Genomic DNA, 25,689 nt, shown 5'->3' with positions numbered 1-25,689 from the left:
CTTACCTCTTCCCTTTCTCTTCCGCCAGAAGACGATCCAGCTCTTCACCAGTGTAAAGCTTATCCGTGTGCTCGGTGAAGACATGTCCGTCCAGGTGTTCCAGCTCATGGCAGAAGCACCGGGCGACGATCTCCTCCCCTTCGGCCTGGAACCACTCGCCCCGCCGATTCTGGGCCTTCACCACAGCGTGCATGGGCCGTTTCACATAGCCCCACATACCGGGGACGGAGAGACAGCCCTCCAGGCCGTCCTGCTCCCCGTCCTGCTCCACCAGCTCCGGGTTTATCAGCTCCAGCATCTCGCCGTTGCCGTCAATGACCACGACCACCCGGCGCAGAATCCCGATCTGGGGCGCGGCAAGCCCTGCGCCGTTGGCGTCGGCCAGGGTGTCCCGCATGTCGTCCAGCAGCGACCACAGCTTTTCGTCAAATTGGGTCACAGGATGGCATTTTTTGTGGAGAACAGGGTCTTTATCAGTCAAGATCTCTCGAATGGCCATAGGTTTTCTCCCTTCCTTATCCGTTCATGGGGTCTACGTCGGCGGTGACCGACACGCCCCGGTTATTCTTATCCGCCTGGGCACAGCGCACCAGATGCGCCACCAGAGTCCTGGCGCTCCGGGTGTTCTGAGCCATAAGGGTCAGCCGATAGCGGAAGCGGTTATTCAGCTTGGTGATAGCGGCGGGCGCGGGGCCCAATACCTGACAAGATAAGTCGCGGTAGGCTTCGCTTCCCAACCAGCCTAAAAGCGTATTGCGCAGGAAGGCGCATACCCGCAGGGCCTGGTGCTCCTCAGGGGCAGAGACGGTGACCACGAAGAGGGACGCGAAGGGCGGGCAGGCGCGAAGCCGGCGCAGGCCGATCTCCTGTTCGTAGAAATGGTCGTAATCCTGACGGGCAGCGGCCAGGATCAGGTCGTTTTCCGGGGTAAAGGTCTGGATGATGGCCCTTCCCTCTTTGCTGCCCCGGCCGGCACGGCCCACCACCTGGGTGATGAGGGAAAAGGTGCGCTCCCCCGCCCGGTAGTCGTCGATATACAGGCCCTGGTCAGCGGAGATGACCCCCACCAAGGTCACATTCTCAAAGTCCAGCCCCTTGGCTACCATCTGGGTGCCCACCAGAATGGGGATCTTCTCCTCCCGAAACCGGGCGAGGAGCTTTTCGTGGGAGCGGCTGGCGGTGATGGTATCCGCGTCCATGCGCATGACCTCTACGCCGGGAAACCGCTCGTGGAGCGCCTCCTCCACCCGCTGGGTGCCCGCCCCCACAAACTCCAATGCGCCGCCGCACTCGGGGCAGGCGTCCGGCAGCGGCTCAGAATGGCCGCAATGATGGCACATAAGCCGCCGGTTGACGGAGTGGTAGGTGAGGTAGGCTGAGCACCGGGGACAGGTGGGAGTCTGCCCGCACTGGACACAGGTCGCCATGGGGCTGGAGCCCCGTCGGTTGAGAAAGAGGATGCTCTGCTCTCCCCGCGAGATATTTTCCTCCAGGGCCTGAATGAGGGGAAGGCTCAGGGGCGAGGGGTTCCCCGCCCGAAGCTCCTCCTTCATGTCCGCCAGAAAAACCTGGGGCAGCATACGCTCATTATAGCGGTGCTTTAGAGTAAAGAGGTGGTAATCTCCCGTCTTGGCGTGGTACATGGTCTCCACCGAGGGCGTGGCAGAGCCCAGCACCAGCAGAGCTTTACAGCGTTGGGCCCGGAATTTGGCGACGTCCCTGGCATGATACCGGGGGACATTTTCCGATTTGTAGCTCCCCTCCTGCTCTTCATCCAGAATGATGAGGCCCAGATCCCGGATGGGGGCAAATACAGCGGAACGGGTGCCGATCACTACCTTGGCCTTCCCGGAGCGGGCGCGTTTCCACTCGTCGTAGCGCTCTCCCGCCGGGAGGGAGCTGTGGAGCACCGCCACCTCCTCCCCAAAATGGGCGGTAAAGATCGCCATAAGCTGAGGGGTCAGGGCGATCTCGGGCACCAGCACCAGGGCAGTCCGCCCCGTCTTAAGCTGCTCCTGGATGAGCCGCAGGTAGACCTGGGTCTTTCCGCTGCCTGTGACACCGTAGAGGAGCGCCACGGCGGCGCTGTCCTGGGCTGCCAGGGTGTGAAGGCCGCGAAAGGCCTCCTCCTGTTCGCTGTTGAGGACGATAGGCCCGGCGGCAGGCACCGACCGAGGCGTGGGGGTGCGGAAGACCTCCCGCTCCTCTATGAGGATGAGGCCGCTCTTTTCCAGGGAGCGCAGGGTGGCATTGGCCGCCCCGGTGAAGTAACAGATCTCCTTGGCGGAGCCTTCGCCGATACCGGCCAGAAGCTCCACCACGGCATAGCGCAGCGGCCCGGTCTTGCGCTTGGCGGCCACCTGCGCCAGCGCCTCCTCCGGCGGCAGAGCCAGGGAGATCCACTTTTCCCGCTTGTCCCCTACGCCCCGGGAGGCACTGGTGGTGCGCGTCAAGATCCCCTTACTCTCCAGGGAGCGCAGGGCGGGGCCGGGATCCTTCGTTCCGAAAGCCTCCCGGATCAGACCGACCTCCATGCCACCCACCTGCTGCGATACCAGCTCCACGACCTGCCGCTCATGACGAGAGCGGCCTGCGGCGGCCAGGGCCGCTTCCTTTTCCACGCCGTCAGAGAGCTGGTAGCAGTCCTGAAGCGCATAATAGAGGCCGGCGGGGAGCATGGCTCTGGCCGCCTCGTAGACCGTGCAGAACCACCGCTCCCGCATCCAGATGGCCAGGCGGATGCCCTCTTCATCCAATACCGGCTCCTCATCCAGTCGAGTGAGGATGGACTTCAGGGGCTTGTCCGGGGGTGGGGTCTCCTCCACCGCCAGCACCAGTCCGTCCGTGCGCACATTTCCCGGCCCAAAAGGGACGATGACCCGAACGCCGGGAACCATCCCCTCCAGCTCAGAGGGAACGATATAGTCATAGGGCCTGTCGATGGCGAAGGTGGCCGCCGACAGAGCGATCTTGGCGATTGTCATTCCGGCGTCCCCTCCTTCTTCCTTGGTCAACAGACCGCTGCTCCGGGAAAAGGCAAGCGTCCGGGCCTAAGCCCGGCGCTTGCCTTTTTTGATGTGTTACTCCGTCAGTTCCAGCTTCCCGCTGACCACCTCATCAAGTGCCAGGGTCACCGGTTTTTCCTCCAGGGGATACCCCTCATCCTCCGCTGTGCTGGCGATCTGGCGGGCGCGGTGGGCCACCACATTGACCAGCATATAGCGGCTGGGCACATCCTTCAAGAGCTTATCCATCGGGTAGAGATTCATTTTGCGTCAAACTCCTTCCATGATATCCATACAATGTTTTGTCCGGCAGCCTTCCGCCACCAAAATCGAAATGATCTGCGTTGCGGCGGCGGAAACGGTATCGTTGACCACCAGGAAATCATAATTGGGGATCTGCTTACACTCCTCCCGGGCCTTTTGGAGCCGGCCCTCGATGACCTCCTCGCTGTCAGTATTGCGGCCGTGGAGCCGCCGGGAGAGCTCCTCAAAGGAGGGCGGCATAATAAAAATAAAGACCGCGTCAGGACACTTTTCCCGCACCTTGGCGGCGCCCTGTACCTCAATATCCAGCAGCACATCGATACCCGCTTCCAGCTTTTCGCGGATGACCTTCAGAGAGGTACCGTAGTAATTGTCCACGTACTGGGCGTACTCTAAAAATTCGTCCCGGGCGATCATGCCCTCGAAAGTCTCCCTGGACACGAAGTTGTAGTTCACGCCGTCCTCCTCCCCCACCCGGGGCTGCCGGGTGGTAAAGGAGATGGAGAAGTAGATATCAGACCGCTCGCTGAGCAGCTCAGAGATCACCGTGGACTTCCCCACTCCAGAGGGGCCGGAGAGCACGATGAGCTGCCCCTGCCGTTTTCTTGGCGTCATGTCTCTTCCTCCTCATCCTTTTCCGCTTCCTTGCCGCCCATTCGGGCCGCCACACTCTCCGGCTGAAGGGCGGAGAGCACCACATGGTCAGAGTCCATAATGAGTACGGCTTTTGTCTTTCTTCCATAGGTGGCGTCGATGAGGTTGCCGGCCTCTCTGGCCTCCTGGATCATCCGCTTGATAGGGGCGGAGTCCGGCCCCACCACGGCAATGAGCCGCTGGGCGGAGACCATGCTTCCAAAGCCCACGTTCACAAGCCTCAAGCCCGATCTCCTCCCATCACTCTAAGTTTTGTACCTGTTCCCGGATCTTTTCGATCTCCGCCTTGATATCCACCACCACCCGGGCAAGCTCGGTGTCGTTACACTTGGAGCCAATGGTGTTGGCCTCCCGGTTGAACTCCTGAATGAGGAAGTCCAGCTTTCGGCCCACAGCCCCTCCCTGCTCCAGCATCTGGTGAAGCTGCGACAAATGGCTGCGCAGGCGGACAGTCTCCTCATCCACGGCCACTTTATCCGCGTAGATGGCCGCCTCGGTGAGGATACGGCTCTCTTCAATTTGAGTACTGCCCAGCACCTCCTGGAGCTTGGCAGTGAGCCGGGCCCGGTATGCTTCGGCCAGCACAGGGGCCCGCTGCTCCACCTTGCCGGTGAGTGCGGAGATGGTCTCCGCACGGCCCAGAATATCTTCCGCCAGCTTCATCCCTTCCCGCTCCCGCATGGCGTCAAAGTCGTCCAGGGCGGTATCCAGAGCCTGCAAAAGCAGAGCCTTCACCGCCTCGGCGTCCTCTTCCTTCTTCTCCACGGTGAGCACGTCGGGAAAGCGGGCAAGATCGGTAACGGAGTACTCCTTTTGGGCCGCCATATTGCCAAAGGGATATCCCGGGTCGAGGGTGTGGAGCTTTTCCAGGGCCTCCATATAGGCCCTGGCCAGCGGCTCGTTCACCGTCACTGTCAGGTCGTCTCCGGCGGTGTGGGCGGCGTTGACGAACAGATCCACTTTGCCCCGGCCCACCCGGCTCTGTACCCGTTCTTTCAGGCTGTTTTCCGCGAAGATATAGGCGCGGGGCATTTTGACCGTGCAGTCCAGGTAACGGTTATTTACCGAGCGCAGCTCTACCGTAATGGTGAGCCCGTCGCCCACTGCCTCTCCCCGGCCGTAGCCAGTCATGCTTTTTACCACGTCTACCGCTTCCCTTCCGGTTCCAATCATTTTAGTTGGGCTCCCCCCGCCGAAAAACCATCAGCAGCAGGGCCCGCCCCAGGGGGTGCACATGCTGATGCACAAGTAGGTGGTGCATGGATCACAGTTGGCGGAACTGTATCCGGCGGGGCGGTACACTCCACCCTGCTGGAGCATAGAGAGGGCCTGACGGTACTCTACATTTCCCGGCTCCATGGTGCAGGAGGTCTGAAAATGCTGAGTGGCCTCGTCCAGCCAGCCCTTCTGATAGGCGATATAGCCGGTAAGAAAGTGCCACTCGGCACTCTGCTGGGGCGCGGAACGCAGCAGCTGCTCCGCCCGGTTCAGGTCGCCGATATTGATGCACTGACGCACTTGGGCAAACAGAGGATCGCTGCTGGCCTGGCTCTGCTGGGCGTATTGATACTGGCTCTGATATTGCCCCTGGTACTGTCCGCCATAACCGGAGGAGGCCCCGGAGCGGCTCCGGGTGATGGCGTCATAGGCCTCATTGATCTCTTTCATCTTCTCCTCCGCCAGATCTGCCAGAGGATTGTTCTGATAATTGTCCGGGTGGTATTTCCGCGCCAGCTCCCGGTAGGCCCGCTTGATCTCATCGTCACTTGCGCCGGGGTCTACACCCAGTACACTGTAAGGATCATTCATCCGTTGACTCTCCTATGTCTCTTTTGATAGTCCCGCCACCGGCCGGAAAAAACCAGTTCTTCCACGCTGGGAAGGCCGCTGTACAGGATGTTTTCCAGTACGCTGTGCCAGGGATTGGGCGCTAAAAGCTGAAAGGCCGAACCTGCCAGGGCCAGGGAGTGATCCATCATCTGCCGCAGGTAGGCCTTGTCCTCCTGTGTCCATTGGGGGAAGCGGGCAGAAACCGGATTATACCGTCCTGCCTGCCGATCCTCCTCCAAATCATCTACGGCGTCTATGAGATAGATCCATCGGCCCAGGTGATAGAGAAGCTGCCGCGTAGCCCGCTGCGCGGCCTCGTCTTCCCGCGGAGGCGCGGCCGCGGCCAAAAGCCGGGCAAAGCAGTCCGCCGTCCGGTCAATGGAGGGACAGCCCTCCCGCTCCAGCGTCCAGAGCTCCGTCATAAGTTGAGCGGCGGCCTCGTCATAGGCGGGATATTCCGCCTTTGCCCGCCGATAGCCCCGCCACAGGGCGAGGCTCAAGCCTTTTGCACGCCACCGGGCGAGAGCGCCGTCATCCGCGGCAGAGTCCCGCAGCTTCCAGGCGGCGAGGATCACGCTCTCCGCCGCCGCTGTGTCCAGCCACGTCCCGCCGGAGCATGCGGGCTTGCCCTTTATGGGATGGAGCGGGCACCGCTGACAGCCTTGTGTGCCGTCGGCCTCCGCCGGAGCCAAAAGCATAGCCAGAAAGACGAAATCGTAGTTGAGGAAACTCCGGGAGAAGGCCCCGTAGCGGGCGCCCAAGTTACGGCACAGGCCGCAGTAGACCGCTTCGTACGCCTCCCAGGCGCCGGAAGGAAGAGTATCTTCCCGGGCTCTGACGTATCCAAACACCCTCAGCCCTCAATAGAGACGATCTTGAATTGCACCGGCCGGTGATTCTTTCGCCAGCGATCCAACGCCATCGCGGAGAGCAGGCCCAAAACAAAGCCGACCCCGCCCAGGGCAATGGCGGCGCCCTCCGACCAGCCCAGACCTCCTCCCAGGAGGTAGAAGCTGATGAAGAGAAGGAAGGGCACGATATAAAGGAGCACCGCCGCCCCCAGTACGCTGGAGGTGGCGCTCTCTACGATAACGGTATCCCCGCTCTCCGCTCCCTCAGGGTTTTCGGCGACCACCACGATCTCCGGCGCATTCTCCATCATGGAGCAATGGTCGCAGGAGCCGCAGGCGTGGGCGCTGGCGCAGGCGGAGACCCGGCGCACTTTTACCTCGGCAAAGCCGGGGGTGGTCGAACGGATCACTTGGGCTGTCTGTCTCATGGCAGTTATAAACTCCTTATCCTCTGCTGATAGAGACCACGATGTTGTAGTCTCCCACCACGCCCACATCGCTCCTGCCATCCAGATACACTTTGACGGGAATGGTCTGGGTGCCGGTGGCGGCCACCGCGTTGTCCAGGTCGGCTACGATCCGAAGCTGAGAAGCTGTCACAGCGGAGACCGCTTCCTGAGTGCCCCGGATCTGCACCTGGCGGGAGGTGGTCAAGGGATCGGCGGTGTAGCCGTCTGGCTTGTTGATGCACTCGATGTTGTCCACCTCTAGGGTGGCGGTGGTAAGTCCTGTGATAGACAGCTGCACCACCGCCTCGCTGACGCCGCTGACGTTGGTCAGCTCCGCGGCCAGGGGAATGGTGAAACTCACGGTATTGGTACCAAGCACCTTGGAAAGATCGATGTCGCCCAGAGAGATCTCCTTCAGTGGCTCCAGATCCGCCGCTGCGCCAGAGACCATGATAGACTTGGGCACGATGGTGTATTGTGTGTAGCGGTCTATATCGTCGGCACTGATGCCGCCGCCGGGGATCAGATTCACCGTCAAGGGAACCTCTTTGAGCTTTACGATGGGCAGAGTGGTGTGAACAAGCGCCGCATCGGCAGTTACGTCGATATCCTCCAGCGCCTCTCCAGTAAAGCTGATGAAGGTGTAGGGCAGATCGCCGTCGTAGGTCGCGTCCATATCCTCCTGGTTCAGCGTGACCTGGGCAAAGTCGATGCGGTTGACCACGGACTCCTCCCCGCTGACCTTGATCGTCGAGGGAGAAAAGCTGAACTCTCCGGCCTGATAATTCTCGGCCACGCTGCCGGTCATGCTGCCCTGGACTGGAATATTGCGGGTGGCCATCTTGGCCACGGTAAAGGTCACGTTGAGAGGATAACGCTCCGTCACGACCAGCGAGCTGGAGGAGGTGTTCCCCGGCAGGTTATAGGCGACCTGATAGGCCTGGGTGTACTGGCCCGGCTGCTGAATGGAGGATACGTCCACTGTGATGGACACCGTCTCCGACGAAAGGAGCCGAAAGGCATTGCGCTTACCGGTGACATTGAGGGTCACACTCTGCTCCAGACCGTCGGTGATCATAAGCCCCCGGCTCTCCAGCAGCTCCACCCCGGTGAAGGTGACGGGCAGATTTCGCACCGGCCCGGACTCATCGGGATTCTCGTTGCCCACATACGTCCAAAGTACGATGGCCAGCAGGACGGAGATCACCATATAGAGGCCCTTATTTTTCCTTGCTCTCTCCATCCTTTTGTCCCTCCTTCTTCCCGCGGAACAGGGCGGACAGCTTGTTGAAGGGGGTCTCCTCCTCTGTCCGCTCCGGCATGAGCTCGTTGCGCAGCAGCCGCTCTAAAGTCTCCGGGGCCAGATGCCGTTTGAGCATACCACCCACAGCCACGGAGATGGAGCCGGTCTCCTCAGAGACGATGGCCACCACTGCGTCGGTCTGCTCGCTGGCGCCGATCCCCGCCCGGTGGCGCATGCCCAACTCCCGGGAGAGATTCACATTTCCCGACATGGGGAGCATACAGCCGGCGCCCACGATGCGCCCTCCCCGTACGATGACCGCACCGTCGTGGAGCGGCGCCTTGTTCCAGAAGATATTCTTCAAAAGCTCGGCGTTGACCACCGTGTCCAGGGCTGTGCCGGTACGGATGGCGTCGTCCAGCATATTCTTCCGTTCAAAGACCATAAGCGCGCCGGTTTTGCTCTTGGAAAGGGATGTATAGGCCTCCACCGTTTGGGTGATCGCGTTGTCCAGCTCGTCGGGGGCTGTCTGACGGCCGGAGAAAACATTGCCAAATTTACTGCTGCCCACCTGCTCCAGGAGCTTGCGCAGCTCCGGCTGGAAAAGGATGACCAGGGCCAGAACGCCGTATTCCAAAACCTTGCTCAGCAAGAAATTCACCGTGTAGAGCCGGAAGATATTGGACAGGCCCAAAGCCCCCAAAATCAGGATGATGCCCCGGGCCACCTTGCCGGAGCTGGTGGAGCGGATCAGATCGATCAGCCTGTATATGAGAAAGGCCATAATGGCGATATCGATAATATCGGTGATGGAAACCACTCCGAAATTGGAGACCATCCCCCGTGCCGCCGCGGCGATCTGTTCCATTGCGCTCCCTCCTTCCGGACATATTCCGTCTATCTTATGTATTATACTTGATTTCAACGCCGGACGCAAGGGCGGCAAGCATGAATTTTTCCTGAATTTCTTTCGATTTTTCCCGGTTTTAGACGAGCTTTGGCCTGTCCGGGGAGGAGGTCAAGAAAAAACGCCCGGCAGACCTTGCAGTCTGCCGGGCGCTCTCGTCTCTCTTACCTTGCCAGCCGGGCCACCTCGGCCACCAGCCGCTTCGCGTCGGAGGCAGTATTAAATTCAGAAAAGCTGGCTCGCACTGTGCCGGTCTTCAGCGTCCCGGCGCTCTCGTGGGCGAAGGGGGCGCAGTGGAGACCCGCCCGGACAGCCACATCACGGCCGCCCAGGGTCTCCCCCACTTCCTCGCAGTCCATGCCCGTCACAGTGAAGGAGAGCACGCCCGCCTGAGTCTCAGGCCGCTGGGCGGCATAGACCGTAACGCCCGGGAGGGCCATAAGCCCACGGGCCGCCATAGCGGTCAAAGCCTGCTCGTGACGAAGGATGGTATCCGTTCCTCTGCTTCGAACAAAACGGATGCCCTCCAGCAGTCCGGCAATGCCGGGCACATTATGGGTGCCCGCCTCCAGCCGGTCAGGGAGAAAATCAGGCATTTCCTGTTGTGCGGAGAGACTGCCGGTGCCGCCCTCTAAAAGGGGGCATGTATCCCGGCCGTCTCCGCAGAGCAGGAGCCCGGTGCCCTGGGGGCCGTAGAGACCCTTGTGCCCCGGCATACCGATGAAGGCCGCGCCCAACTCGTCCATATGAACGGGCAAAGCCCCAGCGGACTGGGACGCGTCCAGAATGAAGGGCACACCCCGCTGGGTGCAAAGCGCGGCAATCTCCTTTACCGGCAGAATGAAACCGAACACGTTGGAGACATGCGTGCAGACGACACAGGCAGTTTCGGCAGTTACCAGCCGGTCGAACTGGGCCAGGATCGCCTCCTGGTCAAACAGGGGCGACCGGGCCACTTGGATACTGCAGCCCAGCGCTGCCAAGGGGCGGGTCACAGCATTGTGCTCATAGCCCGACACCACCACCCGGTCTCCCGGCTTTACCACCGATTTGATGGCCAGATTGAGCGCGTGGGTGGCGTTGAGGGTAAAGACCACATTTTCCGGATCGTCCAGGTGAAAGAGCTCCGCCGCAGCCTGACGGCACTGGAAAGCGGTCTCGGCGGCCAGCATAGCGGGCCTGTGCCCGCCTCTGCCCGGCGAGGCCATCCGCCCCATGGCGGAGACCACGGCCCGCGACACTGACGGGGGCTTTTGCAGCGTGGTGGCCGCACTGTCCAAATAGGCCATTACAGCAGAACCTCCTTATAGCTTCCGTCGCTGGCCATGATGAATACCCGCTTAGGGGACAGGCCCGCCCGGGCCAATATGACCAGCGCGGGGGCAAGATTCCGCTCAGCGACCTTCACCGAATGGCTGCACCCCTCGCTGTCAATGACCTTGGGGGAGCGCATGATGTGAGCTGTGATGCCTGCCCGCTTCAGAGCCGCCTCCGTCCGCTGAGCGTAGGTCAGAGAGCGGCAGACGATGAGATAGTAGACCATTTGAATGACCATTCCTTTCTTGAGGGTGAGAGAAATGGCCTCCCATGGGGAGAGGCAAAAACGCTCCTCTCACCGCATGATATGCGGCGCAGGAGCGTTTGGGAACGGCTATATCCTATTTTCCTATCTCTGCGGTTTCTTGTTCGGCACAAAAAGCGCCCCTCAATCAGCCGGTTCTTCGATCAGACACACCGCCTGCGCGGCAACGCCATCTCCCCTGCCTGTAAAGCCCAGCCCCTCCTCGGTCGTGGCCTTGACGCTGACCCGGTCTGTCCCAATGTTCAACCGCCGGGCCAGATTTTCCCGCATTTGCGGCACGAACGGCGAGAGCTTGGGGGCTTGGGCGATCACGGTCACATCCACATTGCCCACGCGGAACCCGCGCTTTCCCAGCAGTTCCACCACCCGATCCAGCAGCTTGAGACTGTCTGCTCCGGCATAGGCGGGATCATTGTCGGGAAACAGATGTCCGATGTCCCCCAGCGCGCAGGCTCCCAGCAGGGCATCCATGAGGGCATGGGTCAGCACGTCGGCGTCAGAGTGGCCCAGCAGTCCTTTTTCATAGGGGATCTCCACCCCGGCCAGAATGAGCTTCCGGCCCGCTGTCAGCCGGTGCACATCGTAACCCTGTCCGATCCTCATGCCTCACCCCGCCTTTCCAATATGGCCTCCGCAACCAGGACGTCCTCTGGCGTGGTCAGCTTGATGTTTTCATAGGAGCCCTCGGTAAGACACACCGGCATCCCGAGCCGCTCCACAGCGGCGCAGTCGTCAGTAAGGGCGATCCCCTCCGCTTCCGCCTTCTCCAGCGCCCCCAGGATGAGGCCGTGCTCAAAGACCTGAGGCGTTTGGATGGCAAAGAGTTCCGAGCGGTCAAGGGTGGTCTCCACCATGCCGTCTGCTGCCCGTTTGATGGTGTCCTTTACCGGAACCGCCGGGGCAGCCGCACCCCGCTCCGCCGCTCTGCGGATAGTCTTCCCCAAAATCTCAGCGGTGAGCAAGGGGCGGTCAGCGTCGTGAATGGCGACCAGCTGGGTGGTGGGATCCGCCTCCCGAAGTCCCGCCAGCACCGAGGCGGTGCGGCTCTCGCCGCCTACGACCACCTTGCGTACCTTTTGAAGCCCCGCATCCCTGCACAGCTGTCCCACAGGTACGATGAGGTCTTCCCGTGTGGCGATGATGATCTCGGTCACATAGCCGCAGCCCTCCAGCGTCCAAAGGGTTCGAAGGAGCATAGGGACGTCATGAAGGGGCATCAGGAGCTTGTCCTGCCCCATCCGAACGGCGCTGCCGGCGGCAGGGACGATGGCAGAACAGCTCACCATCAGCCGCTGGCCATTTTTCCTTAATTTTTCAAAGAAACCCATAATTACACCCCGTTTTGGAAGGGTACACAGTGGAAAAAAGGGGACTTTTCAGTCCCCTTTTTCCGTCCTATTCAATTTATTGCGCCAATGCCTGATTGATGCGTCCTTCCACTTCCTCATAGCTGGAACTCTCGGAAAGGGCGATCTCTGAAATCAGGATCTGCTTGGCGGAGTGGAGCATTTTCCGCTCTCCAGTGGACAAGCCGCGCTCCCCGTCGCGAAGGATCAGGCTCTTCATCACTTTGGCGACCTCAAGGAGGTCACCGCTTTTCAGGCGAATCAGGTTTTCACGGTTTCGGCGGTTCCAGTTGGGATCGGATTCTATTTCGATGGCGGGCAGGGCGTCAATGATCTTGTCTGCCTCCGCAGGGGCGACGATGGGTCGAACGCCGATCTCAGTGCAGTTTCCCGTGGGGATCATCACCATCATGCCGCCTACTGGCAACTTCAGCACATAATAGTCCCGTACAACTCCGTTGACCTTCTTCGTCACCACGCTGTCGATCACGCCAGCGCCGTGCATGGGATGAACGATCTTATCCCCAACTTGAAACATCTTGCACCTCCCATCGCCTGTAAACCAATTCTACTAAAAGTAATTATATTCTCTTTTGTCCCAAATTGCAAGTAAAAACGCCGTTTTCCCTCAAAAAAGAAAAAGATAGCGCCACTTTTTAAAAAGTGGCGCTATCTTACAGGGACAAAACGTAATATTACTCCGCCTGGAAGTCGGAAACGACCTCGGTGGCCTCGCCGTCGGAGCTGGCCACTACCGCGCCGTCCTCGCCATCCTCCGTGCGCTGGGCCTCCTCCAGCAGAGCGCGGATCGACAGGGAGACTTTCTTCTTGTCATAGTCGATATCGGTGATCTTCACCTCGACCTCGTCGCCCTCGCTGACTACATCGGCGGGCTTGTCTACCCGGTGATCGGCCAGCTGAGAAATGTGGATCAGGCCATCCACACCGGGCACTACCTCGGCAAAGGCGCCGAAGGTCATGAGCTTGACCACCCGCACCTTAGCGGTATCCTCAGGCTTGTAGGAATCCACAAAGTTGGCCCAGGGATCCTGGCTCTTGTCCTTCATGCCCAGGGAGATCTTCCGCTTCTCGGGATCGAAGGAAATGACGTATACCTCCACCTCGTCGCCGGGATTGACCACCTCGGAGGGGTGCTTGATCCGGCTCCAGCTCAGCTCAGAGACGTGCACCATGCCGTCGACGCCGCCGATGTCCACGAAAGCGCCATAGGAGGTGAGGGATTTGACCACGCCGCGGTAGCGCTTGCCCTCCTCAATGTTGTTCCAGACCTCGGCGGCCTTTTCAGCGCGCTCTGCGGCGGTCACCGCGCGGATGGAGCCCACCACACGGCGGCGGGCACGGTTGACCTCCGTGATGCGCAGCTTGACCTTCTGCTTGAGCAGCTCGGTCATGGGCTGGTCGCGGGGGATGCCGGTCTGGGAAGCGGGCACGAAGACCCGAACGCCCTTGACGCTGACGACCACGCCGCCCTTGTTCTCCTCGGTGACCACGCCCTCGACTGTGGTGTGATCTTCGCAGGCCGCCTCCACATCGTCCCAGCTCTTGACAGAGTCAAGACGCTTCTTGGACAGTGTGACAACGCCCTCGGCGTCGTTGACACGTACCACGCAGGTCTCGATCTCGTCGCCCACCTTGACGATGTCCTCCACCTTGACGGTGGGATCGTCAGTGAGCTCGGCCACCGGGATGTAACCGGCATGCTTCGTCCCCAGATCCACATAAATCTCGGTGGGCGTGATAGCGGTTACCATGCCCGTGACTTTCTCCCCCGTATGCAAAGTTTTGATCGATTTCTCCAGCATTTCCTCAAAGGATTCCTCGATCACCATGTTCTCTTCATTCATTTTGTCATATACCTCCTTTATGATCCACGCAGGTGTTGACGCACCTGCAGTGATCGCCACGCAAGCCCCTTTTTCAAATTGGGCCATATCCAGCTCGTCCGAATTTTCGATCCAAACGGTGTGGGAACACAGCGCACCGCACAACTCAAAAAGTCGTTTGGTATTCGCGCTGTCCCGCCCTCCAATGACGACGACAGCGTCATTTTGGACAGATAACCGCTGGGCCTCGGATTGCCGGGCGCAAGTAGCATTACATATTGTATCAAAAATTTTGATATTTGTACACAGTTTTTTTGCGTTTTCTACGCAAAAATTCCAAACCTTTTGTGTAGAGGTGGTCTGACAGAGCATGGTGAGAGGCTTTTCCGCCTCGTCCCGATGGGCGGAAAAGTAATCCGCCAAGGCCTGTCCATCTTGAAAAATCAAAGGTTCCTGGCACCAGCCGGCAATGGCCTGCACCTCCGGATGGCCTGCCGCGCCGATGATGATGACCCGCCTTCCCTCCTCCTGGGCCGTTTTGGCCAAGGTATGGATCCGGGATACGTTGGGGCAGGTGGCGTCCACGATCTGGATGTCCTTGGCCTTCAACACATCGTAGACCGCTCTCCCCTCCCCGTGGGAGCGGAGGATCACAACGGCGCCGGGAGGAACATCCTCCGGCCGTTCCACCACTGTCATCCCCATAGATGCAAGGTGCCGGATAACAGAACTGTTATGGATGACCGGCCCCAGCATGACGCAGGGCACGCCGGTCTGCGCGGTGGTTTCGGCCAGCTCTACCGCCCGCTTTACGCCGTAGCAAAAGCCCGCGGTCTTGGCTACGGTCACTCTCATTTCGCCTGCTCCTCTAAAAGGGCGATCCGCGCCATCAGATCCTGGGCAATGGCCTCATATTCCTCGGAGGTACCCTTTGCGCCCGCGATCTGCGGAATGTAGGGCGTCCCAAAAACCACGGAGGTGCGGCGGAACCATTTTTTCTCCGCCGGGATGTACATGGGCACGATGGGGACGCCGGTGCGCACCGCCAGCATGGCGGCGCCGCCCTTGGCAGGCCCCAGCTCCCCGGTCTTGGAGCGGGTGCCCTCGGGAAAGAGCAGGAGCTTCTCTCCGCTTTTGAGGCACTTTAAGGCCCGTTTGATGGCGCCGACGTCGGACTTGCCCCGCTCCACTGCAAAAACGCCGGCCTTTTTCAGGATCCAGCCCAGAACGGGGACTTCCATGATCTCCGCCTTGGCCATGACCTGGGGCCGGTTTTTCAGGTGCATGGCGAAAACGGCAAAGAGGGGGTCTGTGAGACTGGTGTGGTTGGGGCAAAACAGCGCCGCCCCCTCCGGAATATTCTCGCGGCCGATGGCCCGGCAAGGGTGAACCAAGTTGAAAAAGGGCCAGATCACGCAGTAGAGAATACAGTACCATACTTTCATGCCAGCGTCTCCTGTACCGTCCGAAGGAGCAGCCGAAAGCTCTCCTCCAGAGAAATGCCAGTGGTGTCCACCAAAGCGGCCCCCGCAGCCTGGCGGAGAGGGGCGGCGGCCCGGTTGGTGTCCCGGTCGTCCCGGGCTATGATATCGGCCAGGACGGTGTCATAATCTACCGTCTCTCCCCGCTCTATCAGCTCGGCGTGCCGCCGTTTGGCCCGATCCTCCGCCGAGGCGGTGAGAAAGATCTTCGCGTCGGCATCGGGAAGCACAACGGTGCCGATATCCCGGCCGTCCATAACCACGTCGTTGTTGTCCGCCATATCCCGCTGCATATCCATCAGAAAGGCCCGTACCTGCGGAATGGCGGAGATCTGAGACGCCGCGGTGGAGACCTCTGGGGTCCGGATGGCCCGGGTCACATCTTCCCCGTCCAGGTACATGTGCTGAAGTCCGTCGGCGGCATAGGCCATGCGGATCGAGACCTGAGCCAGCAGCGGCTCCACCTCCGTCCAGCTCCCGGGAGCCGCCCCGCGCCGCAAGGCAAAAAGCCCCAGCGTGCGGTAGATGGCGCCGGTGTCTACGTAGAGAAACCCCAGCTCCTGGGCCAGGGCCTTGGCCATAGTACTCTTCCCTGCCCCAGAGGGGCCATCGATCGCAATGCTCTTATGCTTCATCGGTTCTATCCTCCCCGCAATAGGCGGCGGCGCCCAGCCCGGCCATACGGCCCGTGGCCCAGGCGATCTGTAAGTTAAAGCCCCCGGTGTAGGCGTCCACATCCAGCAATTCTCCGGCAAGGAAAAGGCCCTTACAGCACTTGGATGACATGTCCTTGGGCGAAACCTCCGTCACAGTCACTCCGCCGGCCGTAATGATGGCCTCCTCCACCGGCCTGGGGCCGGTGACAGGAAAGGCCAGAGCCTTTATGGTCTCCAGCAGCTTGCGCCGCTGTGCTTTGGTGACGGCGTTGGCCCTCTCCTCCCCGGAAAGGCCCGCCCGAACCAGGAGCAGAGAGATCAGGCTCCTGGGCTCCAGGGTCTCCAGCACATGGCGCAGAGACTTGTTGGGATTTTCACTCAGCTCCCGAACCAGGCGGCGATCCAGGGTCTCCTCATCCAGAGCGGGCTTTAAATCGATAAACGCGGTACAGGGCCCGTCAGGCAGGTGGGCGCTGGCACTGAGCGTCAGCGGGCCGGAGAGGCCGAAGTGGGTAAACAGCAGCTCTCCCTGCTCCTGATAGAGGGGCTTCTTGCCGCTGCCCTTCAGCGTCAGCGTCACGTTTCGCAAAGAGAGGCCCTGCATAGGCGCGCAGTCCTCCGCCTCCAGCGGAACCAGGGATCCCCTGGTAGGCTGGACGGTGTGGCCCGCTTGGCGGGCCAGGCGGTACCCGTCTCCGGTCGAGCCGGTGGCGGGATAGGAAAGGCCACCGGTGGCAAGGACAACTGCCTGACAGGAATATTTTTCTCCAGATTCTCCGACCAGGCCAGTCACCAGGCCCTCCTGCAAAAGGAGAGCCTGCGCTCTATCCTGAAGGATGGATACACCCGCCCGGCGCAAGGCGCGCAGAAGGGCGTCGATGACGTCGGCAGACTTATCGGAGCGAGGAAAGACCCGGTTGCCCCGCTCTGTTTTCAGGGGGACGCCCAGGGTCTCGAAATACTCCATTACCGCCTCCGGCGGAAACCGGGTGAGGGCGGCGGTGAGGAATCGGCCATTGCGGGGGATATTTGCAAGGCAGGTCTGCACGGTGGCCCGGTTGGTCAGGTTGCACCGCCCCTTGCCGGTGATGTAAAGCTTTCTGCCCAGCTTGGGGTTGCGCTCCATTAGGGTGACCGAGAGCCCTTGTTCCGCCGCGGCCAAAGCGGCCATACAGCCCGCGGCGCCGCCCCCTACCACGATCAGGTCACTGCTCTGTCTTTTCATAGACCTCGTACTCATCCCAGATCTTCTCCAGTTTTCCGAAGGTATCCGCCAGCTCCGCGCCTTTTCTGCGGCTCACTGCCACGATGAGGGCGTTGACAAGAGAGAGCGGCGCCGCCAGGGAGTCCACAAAAGAGGCCATGTCTCCCTTCGCCAGGAGCGTATGGTCGGCGGGCTCAGCCAAAGGAGAGGTATTGGAATCGGTAATGGCAATGGTGGTGGCCCCCCGATCCTTGGCATATTGCATAGCCCGCACTGTCCGCTTGGAGTAGCGGGGAAAACTGATACCTACGATCACGTCTCCCGCCCCAATGCGGAGGATCTGCTCAAAAAGCTCGCTGGAGGAGTTGGTGTGGGCCACCACTACATTTTCAAACATCATGTTAAAGTAAAAGCCCAGGAAGTTAGACAGGGCAAAGGCGGAGCGAACGCCCATAATGTAGATGCGCCGGGCGCTCAAAAGGGCGCTCACCGCCTGGTCAAAACTGTCCCGATCCACCTCTTCCAGTGTGTGGCGGATATTTTCTGCGTCGGCGTGCATCACCATGGTAAGTACATCCTCATTGCCCATACGGTCATTGGAGACCTCGATGCGCTGGATGGCGGTGAGCTTGTTGCGGATCATCTCCTGAAGGGCCTTCTGCATGGCGGGATAGCCGTCATAGCCCAACTCGGCGGCAAAGCGCACCACGGTGGATTCACTGACGTTGACGGTCTTGCCCAGCTTGTTGGCGGTCATGAAGGCCGCCTTGTCATAGGAGGTCAGGATGTAGTCCGCGATCCGTTTCTGGCCCTTAGAGAAGCCAGGCCGCTGGCTCTGGATCACAGACAGGATATCTTTTACCATAGGAACTCCTCGGCTTTCCCAGTTTTGGAAACCATTCCACTGCTAATCATAGCCGCTTCCACGCGGAAAAGCAACTGTTTTTTGCAAGTACATTCTGCGATCCTGCAGGGATCAGGAGAGGAGCTGAGATACCTCTTCCCCGGTGAGCCAGCGCCATTTCCCGGCGGGCAGTTCCCCCAGATGGAGAGTGCCCTCCCGAACCCGCCGCAGCCGCTTTACGGTCAGGCCGGCGGCGGCGCACATCCGGCGTACCTGGCGATTTTTGCCCTGATGAATGATGACCGAGAGGCGGGCCGAGGCGGAGCGCTGGTCAAGCAGGGATACCTTGGCGGGGGCCAGCAGCTCTCCATCCAGCTCCATCGGGCCGTTTAGGATGGGGAGGGCGGCGGACGCATCCCCCTCCACGATCACATGATACTCCTTCTCCACCTCATGGCCGGGATGGAGAAGATGGTGGGTGCCCTCCCCGTCGTTGGTGAACAGGAGAAGTCCCTCGGAGTCGATGTCCAGCCGGCCCACAGGCCAGACCCGCACGCCGCAGTCGGCCACCAGCTCCGCCGCCGTTTTGCGGCCCTTTTCGTCAGAGAGAGTGGTCACCCGTCCCGCGGGCTTGTTGAGCATGAGCCACACCCGTTTCTCCGTTTGGGGCAGGGCCGTGCCGTCCACTGTGATCTCATCCCGCTCCGGGTCGGCCTTCATCCCCAGCTGAGCGGGAACGCCGTTGACCTTTACCCGTCCCTCTGTTATGTAGCGCTCCGCCGAGCGGCGGGAGCAGACCCCCGCAGCGGAGAGGAGCTTTTGCAGTCTCTCTTCCATGAAGTTCACCTCCGCCCCGCCACTGGCGAGGCCGGTATTTCCTGTAGGAAAGCGGTAGCCAGGACAGCGCTCCCCTCTCCCCTTTGCAGGAACTCTTTGATCCGGTCAAACAAGGTGGGTTCCGGCACATTTTCAGGGATATCGACTCTGTAGAGCAGGTAGGTCTCCCCCACGGGCGTCTCCCCCACCCAAAAACACAGCTTCCCTGCGATCGTCCCTTTTTGCACAGGGGCCTCTACCCGGTCGGGCAGCGTGATCACGGCCCGCACCCGCTCTCCCGTCGACAGAGGATAGGCCACATCCCTATCGGTGACCACCTCCACCTGGGACAGAAGGCTCCCGGAGACGGGCAGCGTCCGGAAGATCTTTCCCGCCCGGGCCAGCGGACGGGTGGGCCAGGTCTCAAAGCCATAGTCAAAGAGCTTGGCGTGGTCGTCCCAGTCGTTGGGGGCCTTCAATGTGACACAGATGAGGCTCTGACCGTCCCGCTGTGCGCTGGAGACCAGCGTGCGGCCGGCCGCGTCGGTATAGCCGGTCTTCATACCGGTACAGCCCTCGTACCGCCAGAGCAATTTGTTGTGGTTGGTAAGGCTCCGCCCCGCTACGGTGATGGATTTGGTGGACACCAGCTTGGCCAAAGTCTCATTTTCCAATACCGCCCGGCCCAGCAGGGCCAGGTCATAGGCGGTGGAATAATGCCCCTCTGCGTCCAGGCCGTTGGGATTGGCAAAATGCGTGTCCTCCATGCCAAGCTCCGCGGCCTTCTCATTCATCCAGCCAACGAAGGTCTCCACGTCCCCGCCGCAGCCTCCGGCAATGGCAAGGGCGGCGTCGTTCCCGGAGGCCAGCAGAAGGCCATAGAGCAGCTCCTCCAGCGTCCGCTCCTCCCCAAAGCGCAGATACATGGAGGAGCCCTCCGCCTGGTATTCCGGTTTCATGGTGATCTGCGTGTCCAGGGCGGTGGATTCCACCGCCACCAGAGCGGTCATCAGCTTGGTGGTGCTGGCGATGAGCCGTTGGGAGTGGGCGTCCTTCTCATAGAGCACCCGCCCGCTTTGGGCATCCATCAGAACAGCGGAGGCGGCGGAGACCACCGGGGCCTCCGCCGCGAAACAGGTCGGACATAACAGGATCAAGGCCGCAAAGACCGCAATGGCTCGTTTCATGTGACGCCGCCTCCCAAACAGAGATGACGTCAGTATGCGCCTTAAATATCAGTTTTATCCTTCTTCTCCTGCTGTTTTTCCACGAAATCGGTGACCTTGTCCACCAATTCGGGAACCATATCCACCACCCGGCCGATCACGCCCTCGGCGGGAGGCAGAAGGGGCAGGATACGGACGTTGCCGTCCCGCACCACGAGAAACGCGATGGGATCAATGTTCACGCCGGCGCCGCTGCCGCCGCCAAAGCAGTTGTCGGCGGTGGGCTTCTGGTTCTTTGTGGTAAAGTCGGCGCCGCCCACACCGAAACCGAAGCTCAACCGGGAAATGGGCAGGATCGTCACGTCGTCAGTGACAATGGGCTCGCCCACCACTGTGTTGGAATCCGCCAAGAGCTGGATCTTGTCCATGGTAGACCCCATGAGCTCGCTGAGAGGATGTTTCTTTTCGTCCATGTCAAATCGCCTCTTTCTTTGCGTTTTTTTGCACTTTTTGCCTGTTTTTATTCCTCAAATAGATCTTCAAAAATTTCCAGCCGAACCGGAGCGCAAAGCTCACCAGCTGGCCGATCCGGGCGGAAAAAGCGGCGTAAATATAGACGATCGGCTCCTTGGCGGTAAAATCCATAGCCGTACGCACTCGGCGCTCCTTCACGTTAAAATTGTGCTCGAAAAGGGGCAAAAGCATACCGATGGCAGCATTGGAATAGCCGAAAATCATCGCGGTGTTGGCAGGGTCTGAGCCGCCGAAGACGAAATCCAGAAGAAGCTTGTCGATGCGGATGCGCTCTTTGAGTTCCCCCGCCGCCTCACAGGCTATAGGCAGCAGGTCTTTGATCATACCCAGCGTTCCGCCCTTCTTAGCCTCCGGCTCCTCCGGCTCTTTTTTTGGTTTCACCTTTTGGGACTTTTTCCCTTTTTTCTCCCTTTTTATGGGAAAAACTTGAAGCCAGAGCGCGCCTACCCGTACCCGAACCAGGAGACCTTCCTGGGCATATTCAACGCCCCCTCCCACCCGGATCCATCCCAACAGGAAAAAGAGAAGCAGAATGGCCAGAAGGATCTTCAGGGCCGTCATAGCGGTTCCTCTTCCGCCGGCTCGCGCCCTGTCTCCTCAGCGGCCTCCCGCTGCGCCAGCTCCAGAGCAGCGGCCTCCAGCTCCTCGTCGGTGATGGGCGCCTCTTCCTCCCCGGACTGCTCCGGCTCCTGCTGCAGCTGGAGCCGGGCGATATCCGCCTGCATATCCAGGGTGATCTGTTCGTCCTCGGCAGAGGCGTTGGGCAGCTCGGGCAGCTCCTCCAGGCTGGATAGGCCAAAGGAGCGCAGAAAGTTCTGGGTGGTGCGGTAGAGGATGGGCCGGCCCGGCACCGCCAGGCGACCACACTCCTCAATGAGTTCCCGCTCTGTGAGCAGACCCACCGTGTAGGAGCTGTCCACCCCTCGGATCTGGTCTACGTATGCCTTTGTGGTGGGTTGGTAATAGGCGATGATGGAGAGCACCTCCAGCGCAGGCTGGCTCAGCCGGGCAGGCCGGCGGCTCTCAAAGGCCTTGCGGATGTACTCGGCATACTCCGGAGCGGAGCAGAGCTGATAACAGTTTTCCAGCCGTACCAGGCGGATGCCCCGGCGCTCATAACTGTACTGGTCGGCCAACCGCTGGCACACGGCGTCGGCGGTCTCCCGGTCGATCTCCAGGGTCATACACAGCCGCTCCACCCCCACCGGTTCGCCGGCGGCAAAGAGGATGCCCTCAATGGCGGATTCCACTTCTTTCAATTCCATAAAGGCCCCTCCTCTCAATAGGTATCGGCGGAAAACTCAAAATCCTCGTCGCCTCCACCGATGCTGGTCACAGTACAGTCGGTCTCCGTCCCTGCCAGCCGCAGCCGCCGCGCCTTGCACAGCTCCAGCACCGCCAGGAAGGTGGCCACGATCTCGCTGCGGCTCCTGTTTCCCTGGAAGAGGGTATGGAAGCGGGTAACGCCGAAGCGGCGCAGCCGCTCCAGGATCTCTCCCGCCTTGTCACTGACGGGATAGGGCTCCCGGCCCACAATGCCCTCAAAGGCGGCCATGGGCGGCGGGAGCTGGTTGTCCACCCGTTCCAAGGCGGATGTGATGGCCCGAAGCAGATCCGCGGGCTTATGGCTATAACGGTAGACCTTGTTTACCGGCAGATGCTCCGGCACTTTGGTAATATAGTCCCGGCAGACGGCATACCGGTCAGAGAGCCGGGGGATCACCGCCTGGAGGCGGGCAAAATTCTCGTGACGCTGATGCTCTTCCAGGGAGGCAATGAGCTGATCCAGCTCCGAGATGGCCTCTTCGTCGTGGATGGACAGGAGCATCCTGGTCTTGATGAACATGAGCTGGGAGGCCATGGTGATAAATTCACTGGCTACCTCCAGATCCAGAGCGCGCCGCTTCTCGATCCAGGCCAGGTATTGATCCAATATGAGGGAGATCTGGATATCCTGGATCTCCATTTTATTCTTGGCCAGAAGGCTGAGGATCAGATCGAGGGGGCCGGTGAAATCCTCCGCATCCTCAGCACGGGTGCGAACTACCTTTTCCAGATGATAGATGGGAGCGTCCACGCAGGTCTCACCCGCCCTTCAGAAGTGAAAATATTGGAACAAATGGGAAAAGGCCAGCAGATATTCGATCCCCTGGGAAAGGCCGCACAGGGAGCAGAATCCTTCCAGCACACGGACGATGAGCCAGCTTAACGGCCGGGAGAAAAACCCGGATATAGTCAGCAGGAGCACGGCGATCATCACATAGCGTTCATAGCGTAGGATATTCATATAAACTTTGTCCGGCAGGAAGGAAAAGAGCACCTTGGAGCCGTCCAGCGGCGAGACGGGGATGAGGTTGAATATCCCCAGGCCCACGCTCAAAATAGCGACATTGGCCAAAAATGCCTGCAGCAGCATCAGAGGCAGGAGAAAGCTGTCGGAAACGGAGGGCAGGCGAAAAACAAGGGAGAAGAGGGCCACAGCCAAAAAAGCCAGAACAAAGTTGGAGGCGGGCCCCGCCAGTGCGGTGACCGCCATCCCCCGCTTAGGATGCTTAAAATACCGCATATCCACCGGAACCGGCTTTGCCCAGCCCACCTTGGCCACCAGCATCATCACCAGGCCGAATGGGTCGATGTGGCGGACAGGGTTCAGAGTGAGCCGCCCGGCGTTTTTAGCGGTGGGGTCGCCCAGCCGGTAGGCTGTAAAGCCGTGGGAGAGCTCATGGAGCGTGATGCACAGCAGAGCCGCCACTGCGGAGATCAGCAGATCCAACAGCCCATACCAGTCCATATGCGTAAAAAGGCTGTTCCAGCTGACCAACGACCTCACCGCCCATTAAAAAGTAAATCGTCCTATTACAGCGTCAATGCCCATCGGGGCCGCTGCGCCTATCGTCCCTTCCATCCGAAGAACGACCGGCTGCGGCTATTATAGCAAATTTTTCATAGAGATACAAGTGCGGAAAAAGGACGCCGAGGGCTCGGCGTCCTTTTTTTATTTGCTGTCATCCATGTGATCCAAAAGCAGCCCCCAAAGCGCCTCCCGACCTGTCCCCTTCTCGGCCGAAAAGGGAATGACCTTTACGGTATCCGGCAGCTCTAAGGTATCCCTGATCTGAACCAGGTTTGGCTCAATCTCGCTCTTTTTCAGCTTGTCCAGCTTATTGGCCACCACTACCCAGGGCTTGCCCGAGGCTTTAAAGTACTCCGCCATGGAGATGTCATTGGCGGTGGGCTTGTGGCGGGCGTCCACGATGAGGATGCCCAGGGTCATAAGCGCGGGGTCGTCAAACCAGCTCTGGATGAGCTTTGCCCAGCGCTCCTTCTCCGCCTGAGAGACCTTGGCATAGCCGTAGCCGGGAAGATCCACCAGGTAGAGCTTCTGATCGATAAGAAAGTAGTTGATGTGGGTAGTCTTTCCCGGTGCGGAGCCCACACGGGCGAAAGTTTTCCGGTTCAAAAGCCGGTTGATGACGGAGGATTTCCCCACATTGGAACGGCCCGCAAACGCCACCTGGGGCAGCCCGTCCCTGGGAAAATCCTTCGCACCCGCCGCCGAGCGGATAAATTCCGCCTTCTGCACATTCAACGTCATATGGTCTTCCTCCCTGCTGCGTCAGCTTGGAAAAATCGGGGCGGGGTCTTCCCCGCCCCGAAGGGTGTTCGCTCTGTTTCAGGAGGCGGTGTCCCGCAGACTGGGCCGCGGTTGATCGGTCTTGCCGCTGCCCGGTTTGGGCCGGGCGGCCTTCTCCCGATCCCGGATAAGCTCGGGCATGGCCTCTCCCCTGACGCTCTCCGGAGTGACCATCACTTTCGAGATGGTGGGATCGGAGGGCACGTCGTACATGGTGTGGGTCATAACCTCTTCCAGTACAGCCCGCAATCCCCGGGCGCCGATCCCCCGCTCCAGCGCCTTATCGGCCGCGGCGGCGAGGGCTTCGGGCTGGAATTCCAAGGTCACATCATCATATTCCAGAAGCTTCTGATACTGGCGCACCAGGGCGTTCTTGGGCTCGGTGAGGATGCGCACCAGCTGCTTACGGGTCAGGGAGGTCAAAGAGGTCACCACAGGCAGGCGGCCCACCAGCTCGGGAATGATGCCGAACTTGATCAGATCGTGGGGCTGCACCTCAGAGAAGAGGGCGCCGGTGTCCCGCTCCGACCTGCTCTTGATCTCCGCGCCGAAGCCAATGGCCTTCTTATCCAGCCGCTGCTCGATGATCTTCTCCAGACCGTCGAAGGCGCCGCCGCAGATAAAGAGGATATTCTTGGTGTTGATTTGAATGAACTCCTGATGGGGATGCTTGCGGCCTCCCTGGGGCGGGACGTTGGCCACGGTGCCCTCCAGGATCTTCAGAAGCGCCTGCTGCACGCCCTCGCCGGACACATCCCGGGTAATGGAGGTGTTTTCGCTCTTCCGGGCGATCTTGTCCATCTCGTCGATGTAGATGATCCCCCGCTCTGCCAGCTCCACATCGTAGTCGGCGGCCTGCACCAGGCGCAGCAGGATATTTTCCACATCGTCGCCCACATAGCCGGCCTCGGTGAGCGTGGTGGCGTCAGCGATGGCAAAGGGCACCTTCAGCACCCTGGCCAGAGTCTGGGCGAAGAGGGTCTTGCCGCAGCCGGTGGGGCCCAGGAGCAGGATATTGCTCTTCTGGAGCTCCACATCGTCCCCGCCGTCAAAGTAGATGCGCTTATAGTGGTTATAGACCGCGACAGAGAGCGCCACTTTGGCCTCTTCCTGGCCGATAATATACTGATCCAACACCTGGTGGATCTCCTTCGGAGTGGGGATCGCCCCCGCCGACTCCGGGTGAAAGGCATGGTCGGGTGTGTCCTCGGCGTCATCCAGAATGGACATGCACAGATGTACACATTCATTGCAGATATAGACTCCTGACCCGGCAATAATGCGGGCGACCTCCTCCTGGGGCTTGCCGCAGAATGAACAGCGGACAGACTTGTGTTCGTCGTTTTTCGGCATCGTTCGTTACCTCACAGAAAAAATCA

The 25,689-nt window shown here is 60.3% G+C and carries 30 protein-coding genes; all 30 read right to left on the bottom strand.

The annotated features are described in order from the left end of the window. Window position 1 precedes the first annotated feature (1 nt). Entirely contained in the window at window positions 2-499 is a 498-nt protein-coding gene (gene def, locus NFR87_RS03680; RefSeq protein ID WP_251446528.1) for a peptide deformylase, read from the bottom strand. A 16-nt stretch (window positions 500-515) separates the two neighbouring features. Next, on the bottom strand, window positions 516-2,984 hold the full coding sequence (gene priA / locus NFR87_RS03675) for a replication restart helicase PriA (protein WP_251446524.1): 2,469 nt from the start codon (window positions 2,982-2,984) through the stop codon (window positions 516-518). Between the two features lie 96 nt (window positions 2,985-3,080). After that, window positions 3,081-3,269 (bottom strand): DNA-directed RNA polymerase subunit omega, encoded by a 189-nt coding sequence (gene rpoZ / locus NFR87_RS03670; RefSeq protein ID WP_251446520.1) that lies wholly within the window; start codon window positions 3,267-3,269, stop codon window positions 3,081-3,083. A 6-nt stretch (window positions 3,270-3,275) separates the two neighbouring features. Beyond that, on the bottom strand, window positions 3,276-3,884 hold the full coding sequence (gene gmk / locus NFR87_RS03665) for a guanylate kinase (RefSeq protein ID WP_251446517.1): 609 nt from the start codon (window positions 3,882-3,884) through the stop codon (window positions 3,276-3,278). After that, entirely contained in the window at window positions 3,881-4,147 is a 267-nt protein-coding gene (locus NFR87_RS03660; protein ID WP_251446514.1) for a DUF370 domain-containing protein, read from the bottom strand. The genes gmk and NFR87_RS03660 overlap by 4 nt, the downstream gene beginning before the upstream one ends. A 16-nt stretch (window positions 4,148-4,163) precedes the next feature. Continuing rightward, window positions 4,164-5,096 carry a YicC/YloC family endoribonuclease gene (locus NFR87_RS03655; protein WP_251446511.1) on the bottom strand — a complete coding sequence of 311 codons (933 nt, stop codon included), beginning with the start codon at window positions 5,094-5,096 and terminating at the stop codon, window positions 4,164-4,166. A gap of 30 nt (window positions 5,097-5,126) precedes the next feature. Continuing rightward, a complete protein-coding gene (locus NFR87_RS03650) occupies window positions 5,127-5,732 on the bottom strand; it encodes a DnaJ domain-containing protein (RefSeq protein WP_251446508.1) in 606 nt (201 codons plus the stop codon). After that, a complete protein-coding gene (locus NFR87_RS03645) occupies window positions 5,729-6,604 on the bottom strand; it encodes a DUF5685 family protein (RefSeq protein ID WP_251446505.1) in 876 nt (291 codons plus the stop codon). Before NFR87_RS03645 ends, NFR87_RS03650 begins: the two co-directional genes overlap by 4 nt. Window positions 6,605-6,606: 2 nt before the next feature. After that, complete coding sequence (locus NFR87_RS03640) at window positions 6,607-7,032, bottom strand: SoxR reducing system RseC family protein (protein ID WP_251446502.1); 426 nt, start codon at window positions 7,030-7,032, stop codon at window positions 6,607-6,609. A 16-nt stretch (window positions 7,033-7,048) separates the two neighbouring features. After that, window positions 7,049-8,296, bottom strand: a complete 1,248-nt coding sequence (locus NFR87_RS03635) for a CdaR family protein (protein ID WP_251446499.1) — start codon at window positions 8,294-8,296, stop codon at window positions 7,049-7,051. After that, entirely contained in the window at window positions 8,274-9,164 is an 891-nt protein-coding gene (gene cdaA / locus NFR87_RS03630; RefSeq protein ID WP_251446497.1) for a diadenylate cyclase CdaA, read from the bottom strand. Before cdaA ends, NFR87_RS03635 begins: the two co-directional genes overlap by 23 nt. 203 nt (window positions 9,165-9,367) lie before the next feature. Next, window positions 9,368-10,492, bottom strand: a complete 1,125-nt coding sequence (locus NFR87_RS03625) for an aminotransferase class V-fold PLP-dependent enzyme (RefSeq protein WP_251446493.1) — start codon at window positions 10,490-10,492, stop codon at window positions 9,368-9,370. After that, a complete protein-coding gene (locus NFR87_RS03620; protein WP_251446490.1) occupies window positions 10,492-10,746 on the bottom strand; it encodes a putative Se/S carrier protein in 255 nt (84 codons plus the stop codon). The genes NFR87_RS03625 and NFR87_RS03620 overlap by 1 nt, the downstream gene beginning before the upstream one ends. Before the next feature lie 162 nt (window positions 10,747-10,908). Continuing rightward, entirely contained in the window at window positions 10,909-11,388 is a 480-nt protein-coding gene (gene ispF / locus NFR87_RS03615; protein WP_251446487.1) for a 2-C-methyl-D-erythritol 2,4-cyclodiphosphate synthase, read from the bottom strand. Continuing rightward, window positions 11,385-12,113: a 2-C-methyl-D-erythritol 4-phosphate cytidylyltransferase gene (gene ispD / locus NFR87_RS03610; protein ID WP_251446484.1), complete on the bottom strand. Its 729-nt coding sequence runs from the start codon at window positions 12,111-12,113 to the stop codon at window positions 11,385-11,387. Before ispD ends, ispF begins: the two co-directional genes overlap by 4 nt. Window positions 12,114-12,189: 76 nt before the next feature. Continuing rightward, on the bottom strand, window positions 12,190-12,669 hold the full coding sequence (locus tag NFR87_RS03605; protein WP_251446481.1) for a CarD family transcriptional regulator: 480 nt from the start codon (window positions 12,667-12,669) through the stop codon (window positions 12,190-12,192). Window positions 12,670-12,826: 157 nt separating this feature from the next. Next, entirely contained in the window at window positions 12,827-14,830 is a 2,004-nt protein-coding gene (locus tag NFR87_RS03600; RefSeq protein WP_251446478.1) for a bifunctional 4-hydroxy-3-methylbut-2-enyl diphosphate reductase/30S ribosomal protein S1, read from the bottom strand. Beyond that, window positions 14,827-15,420, bottom strand: a complete 594-nt coding sequence (locus tag NFR87_RS03595) for a lysophospholipid acyltransferase family protein (protein WP_251446475.1) — start codon at window positions 15,418-15,420, stop codon at window positions 14,827-14,829. The genes NFR87_RS03600 and NFR87_RS03595 overlap by 4 nt, the downstream gene beginning before the upstream one ends. After that, a complete protein-coding gene (gene cmk / locus NFR87_RS03590) occupies window positions 15,417-16,091 on the bottom strand; it encodes a (d)CMP kinase (RefSeq protein WP_251446472.1) in 675 nt (224 codons plus the stop codon). The genes NFR87_RS03595 and cmk overlap by 4 nt, the downstream gene beginning before the upstream one ends. Beyond that, a complete protein-coding gene (locus tag NFR87_RS03585) occupies window positions 16,081-17,337 on the bottom strand; it encodes a BaiN/RdsA family NAD(P)/FAD-dependent oxidoreductase (protein WP_251446469.1) in 1,257 nt (418 codons plus the stop codon). Before NFR87_RS03585 ends, cmk begins: the two co-directional genes overlap by 11 nt. Then, complete coding sequence (locus NFR87_RS03580; RefSeq protein WP_251446466.1) at window positions 17,318-18,181, bottom strand: MurR/RpiR family transcriptional regulator; 864 nt, start codon at window positions 18,179-18,181, stop codon at window positions 17,318-17,320. Before NFR87_RS03580 ends, NFR87_RS03585 begins: the two co-directional genes overlap by 20 nt. A gap of 111 nt (window positions 18,182-18,292) precedes the next feature. After that, the gene (locus tag NFR87_RS03575) at window positions 18,293-18,997 is read right to left on the bottom strand and encodes a pseudouridine synthase (protein ID WP_251446463.1); all 705 of its coding nucleotides are present in this window, start codon (window positions 18,995-18,997) and stop codon (window positions 18,293-18,295) included. 5 nt (window positions 18,998-19,002) lie between these two features. Beyond that, window positions 19,003-20,163 (bottom strand): D-alanyl-D-alanine carboxypeptidase family protein, encoded by a 1,161-nt coding sequence (locus NFR87_RS03570; protein ID WP_251446459.1) that lies wholly within the window; start codon window positions 20,161-20,163, stop codon window positions 19,003-19,005. 41 nt (window positions 20,164-20,204) lie between these two features. Next, a complete protein-coding gene (gene ytfJ, locus NFR87_RS03565; protein WP_251446456.1) occupies window positions 20,205-20,615 on the bottom strand; it encodes a GerW family sporulation protein in 411 nt (136 codons plus the stop codon). A 1-nt stretch (window position 20,616) separates the two neighbouring features. Then, a complete protein-coding gene (locus NFR87_RS03560) occupies window positions 20,617-21,237 on the bottom strand; it encodes a DUF2953 domain-containing protein (protein ID WP_251446453.1) in 621 nt (206 codons plus the stop codon). Continuing rightward, window positions 21,234-21,941, bottom strand: coding sequence for an SMC-Scp complex subunit ScpB (gene scpB / locus NFR87_RS03555; RefSeq protein WP_251446450.1), 708 nt, complete (start codon window positions 21,939-21,941; stop codon window positions 21,234-21,236). Before scpB ends, NFR87_RS03560 begins: the two co-directional genes overlap by 4 nt. Before the next feature lie 14 nt (window positions 21,942-21,955). Further along, on the bottom strand, window positions 21,956-22,753 hold the full coding sequence (locus NFR87_RS03550; RefSeq protein WP_251446446.1) for a segregation and condensation protein A: 798 nt from the start codon (window positions 22,751-22,753) through the stop codon (window positions 21,956-21,958). Window positions 22,754-22,771: 18 nt separating this feature from the next. After that, complete coding sequence (locus NFR87_RS03545) at window positions 22,772-23,497, bottom strand: site-2 protease family protein (RefSeq protein ID WP_251446443.1); 726 nt, start codon at window positions 23,495-23,497, stop codon at window positions 22,772-22,774. A gap of 174 nt (window positions 23,498-23,671) precedes the next feature. Continuing rightward, the gene (gene yihA / locus NFR87_RS03540) at window positions 23,672-24,271 is read right to left on the bottom strand and encodes a ribosome biogenesis GTP-binding protein YihA/YsxC (RefSeq protein ID WP_251446440.1); all 600 of its coding nucleotides are present in this window, start codon (window positions 24,269-24,271) and stop codon (window positions 23,672-23,674) included. 78 nt (window positions 24,272-24,349) lie between these two features. Further along, complete coding sequence (gene clpX / locus NFR87_RS03535; RefSeq protein WP_251446437.1) at window positions 24,350-25,663, bottom strand: ATP-dependent Clp protease ATP-binding subunit ClpX; 1,314 nt, start codon at window positions 25,661-25,663, stop codon at window positions 24,350-24,352. Window positions 25,664-25,689: the final 26 nt, after the last annotated feature.

It is taken from the genome of Vermiculatibacterium agrestimuris (genome assembly GCF_943193085.1).
Classification (GTDB): Bacteria; Bacillota; Clostridia; order Oscillospirales; family Oscillospiraceae; genus Vermiculatibacterium; species Vermiculatibacterium agrestimuris.
Note: the sequence above shows the minus strand (reverse complement) of the source record. Positions and strands in the feature narration are given on the sequence as shown.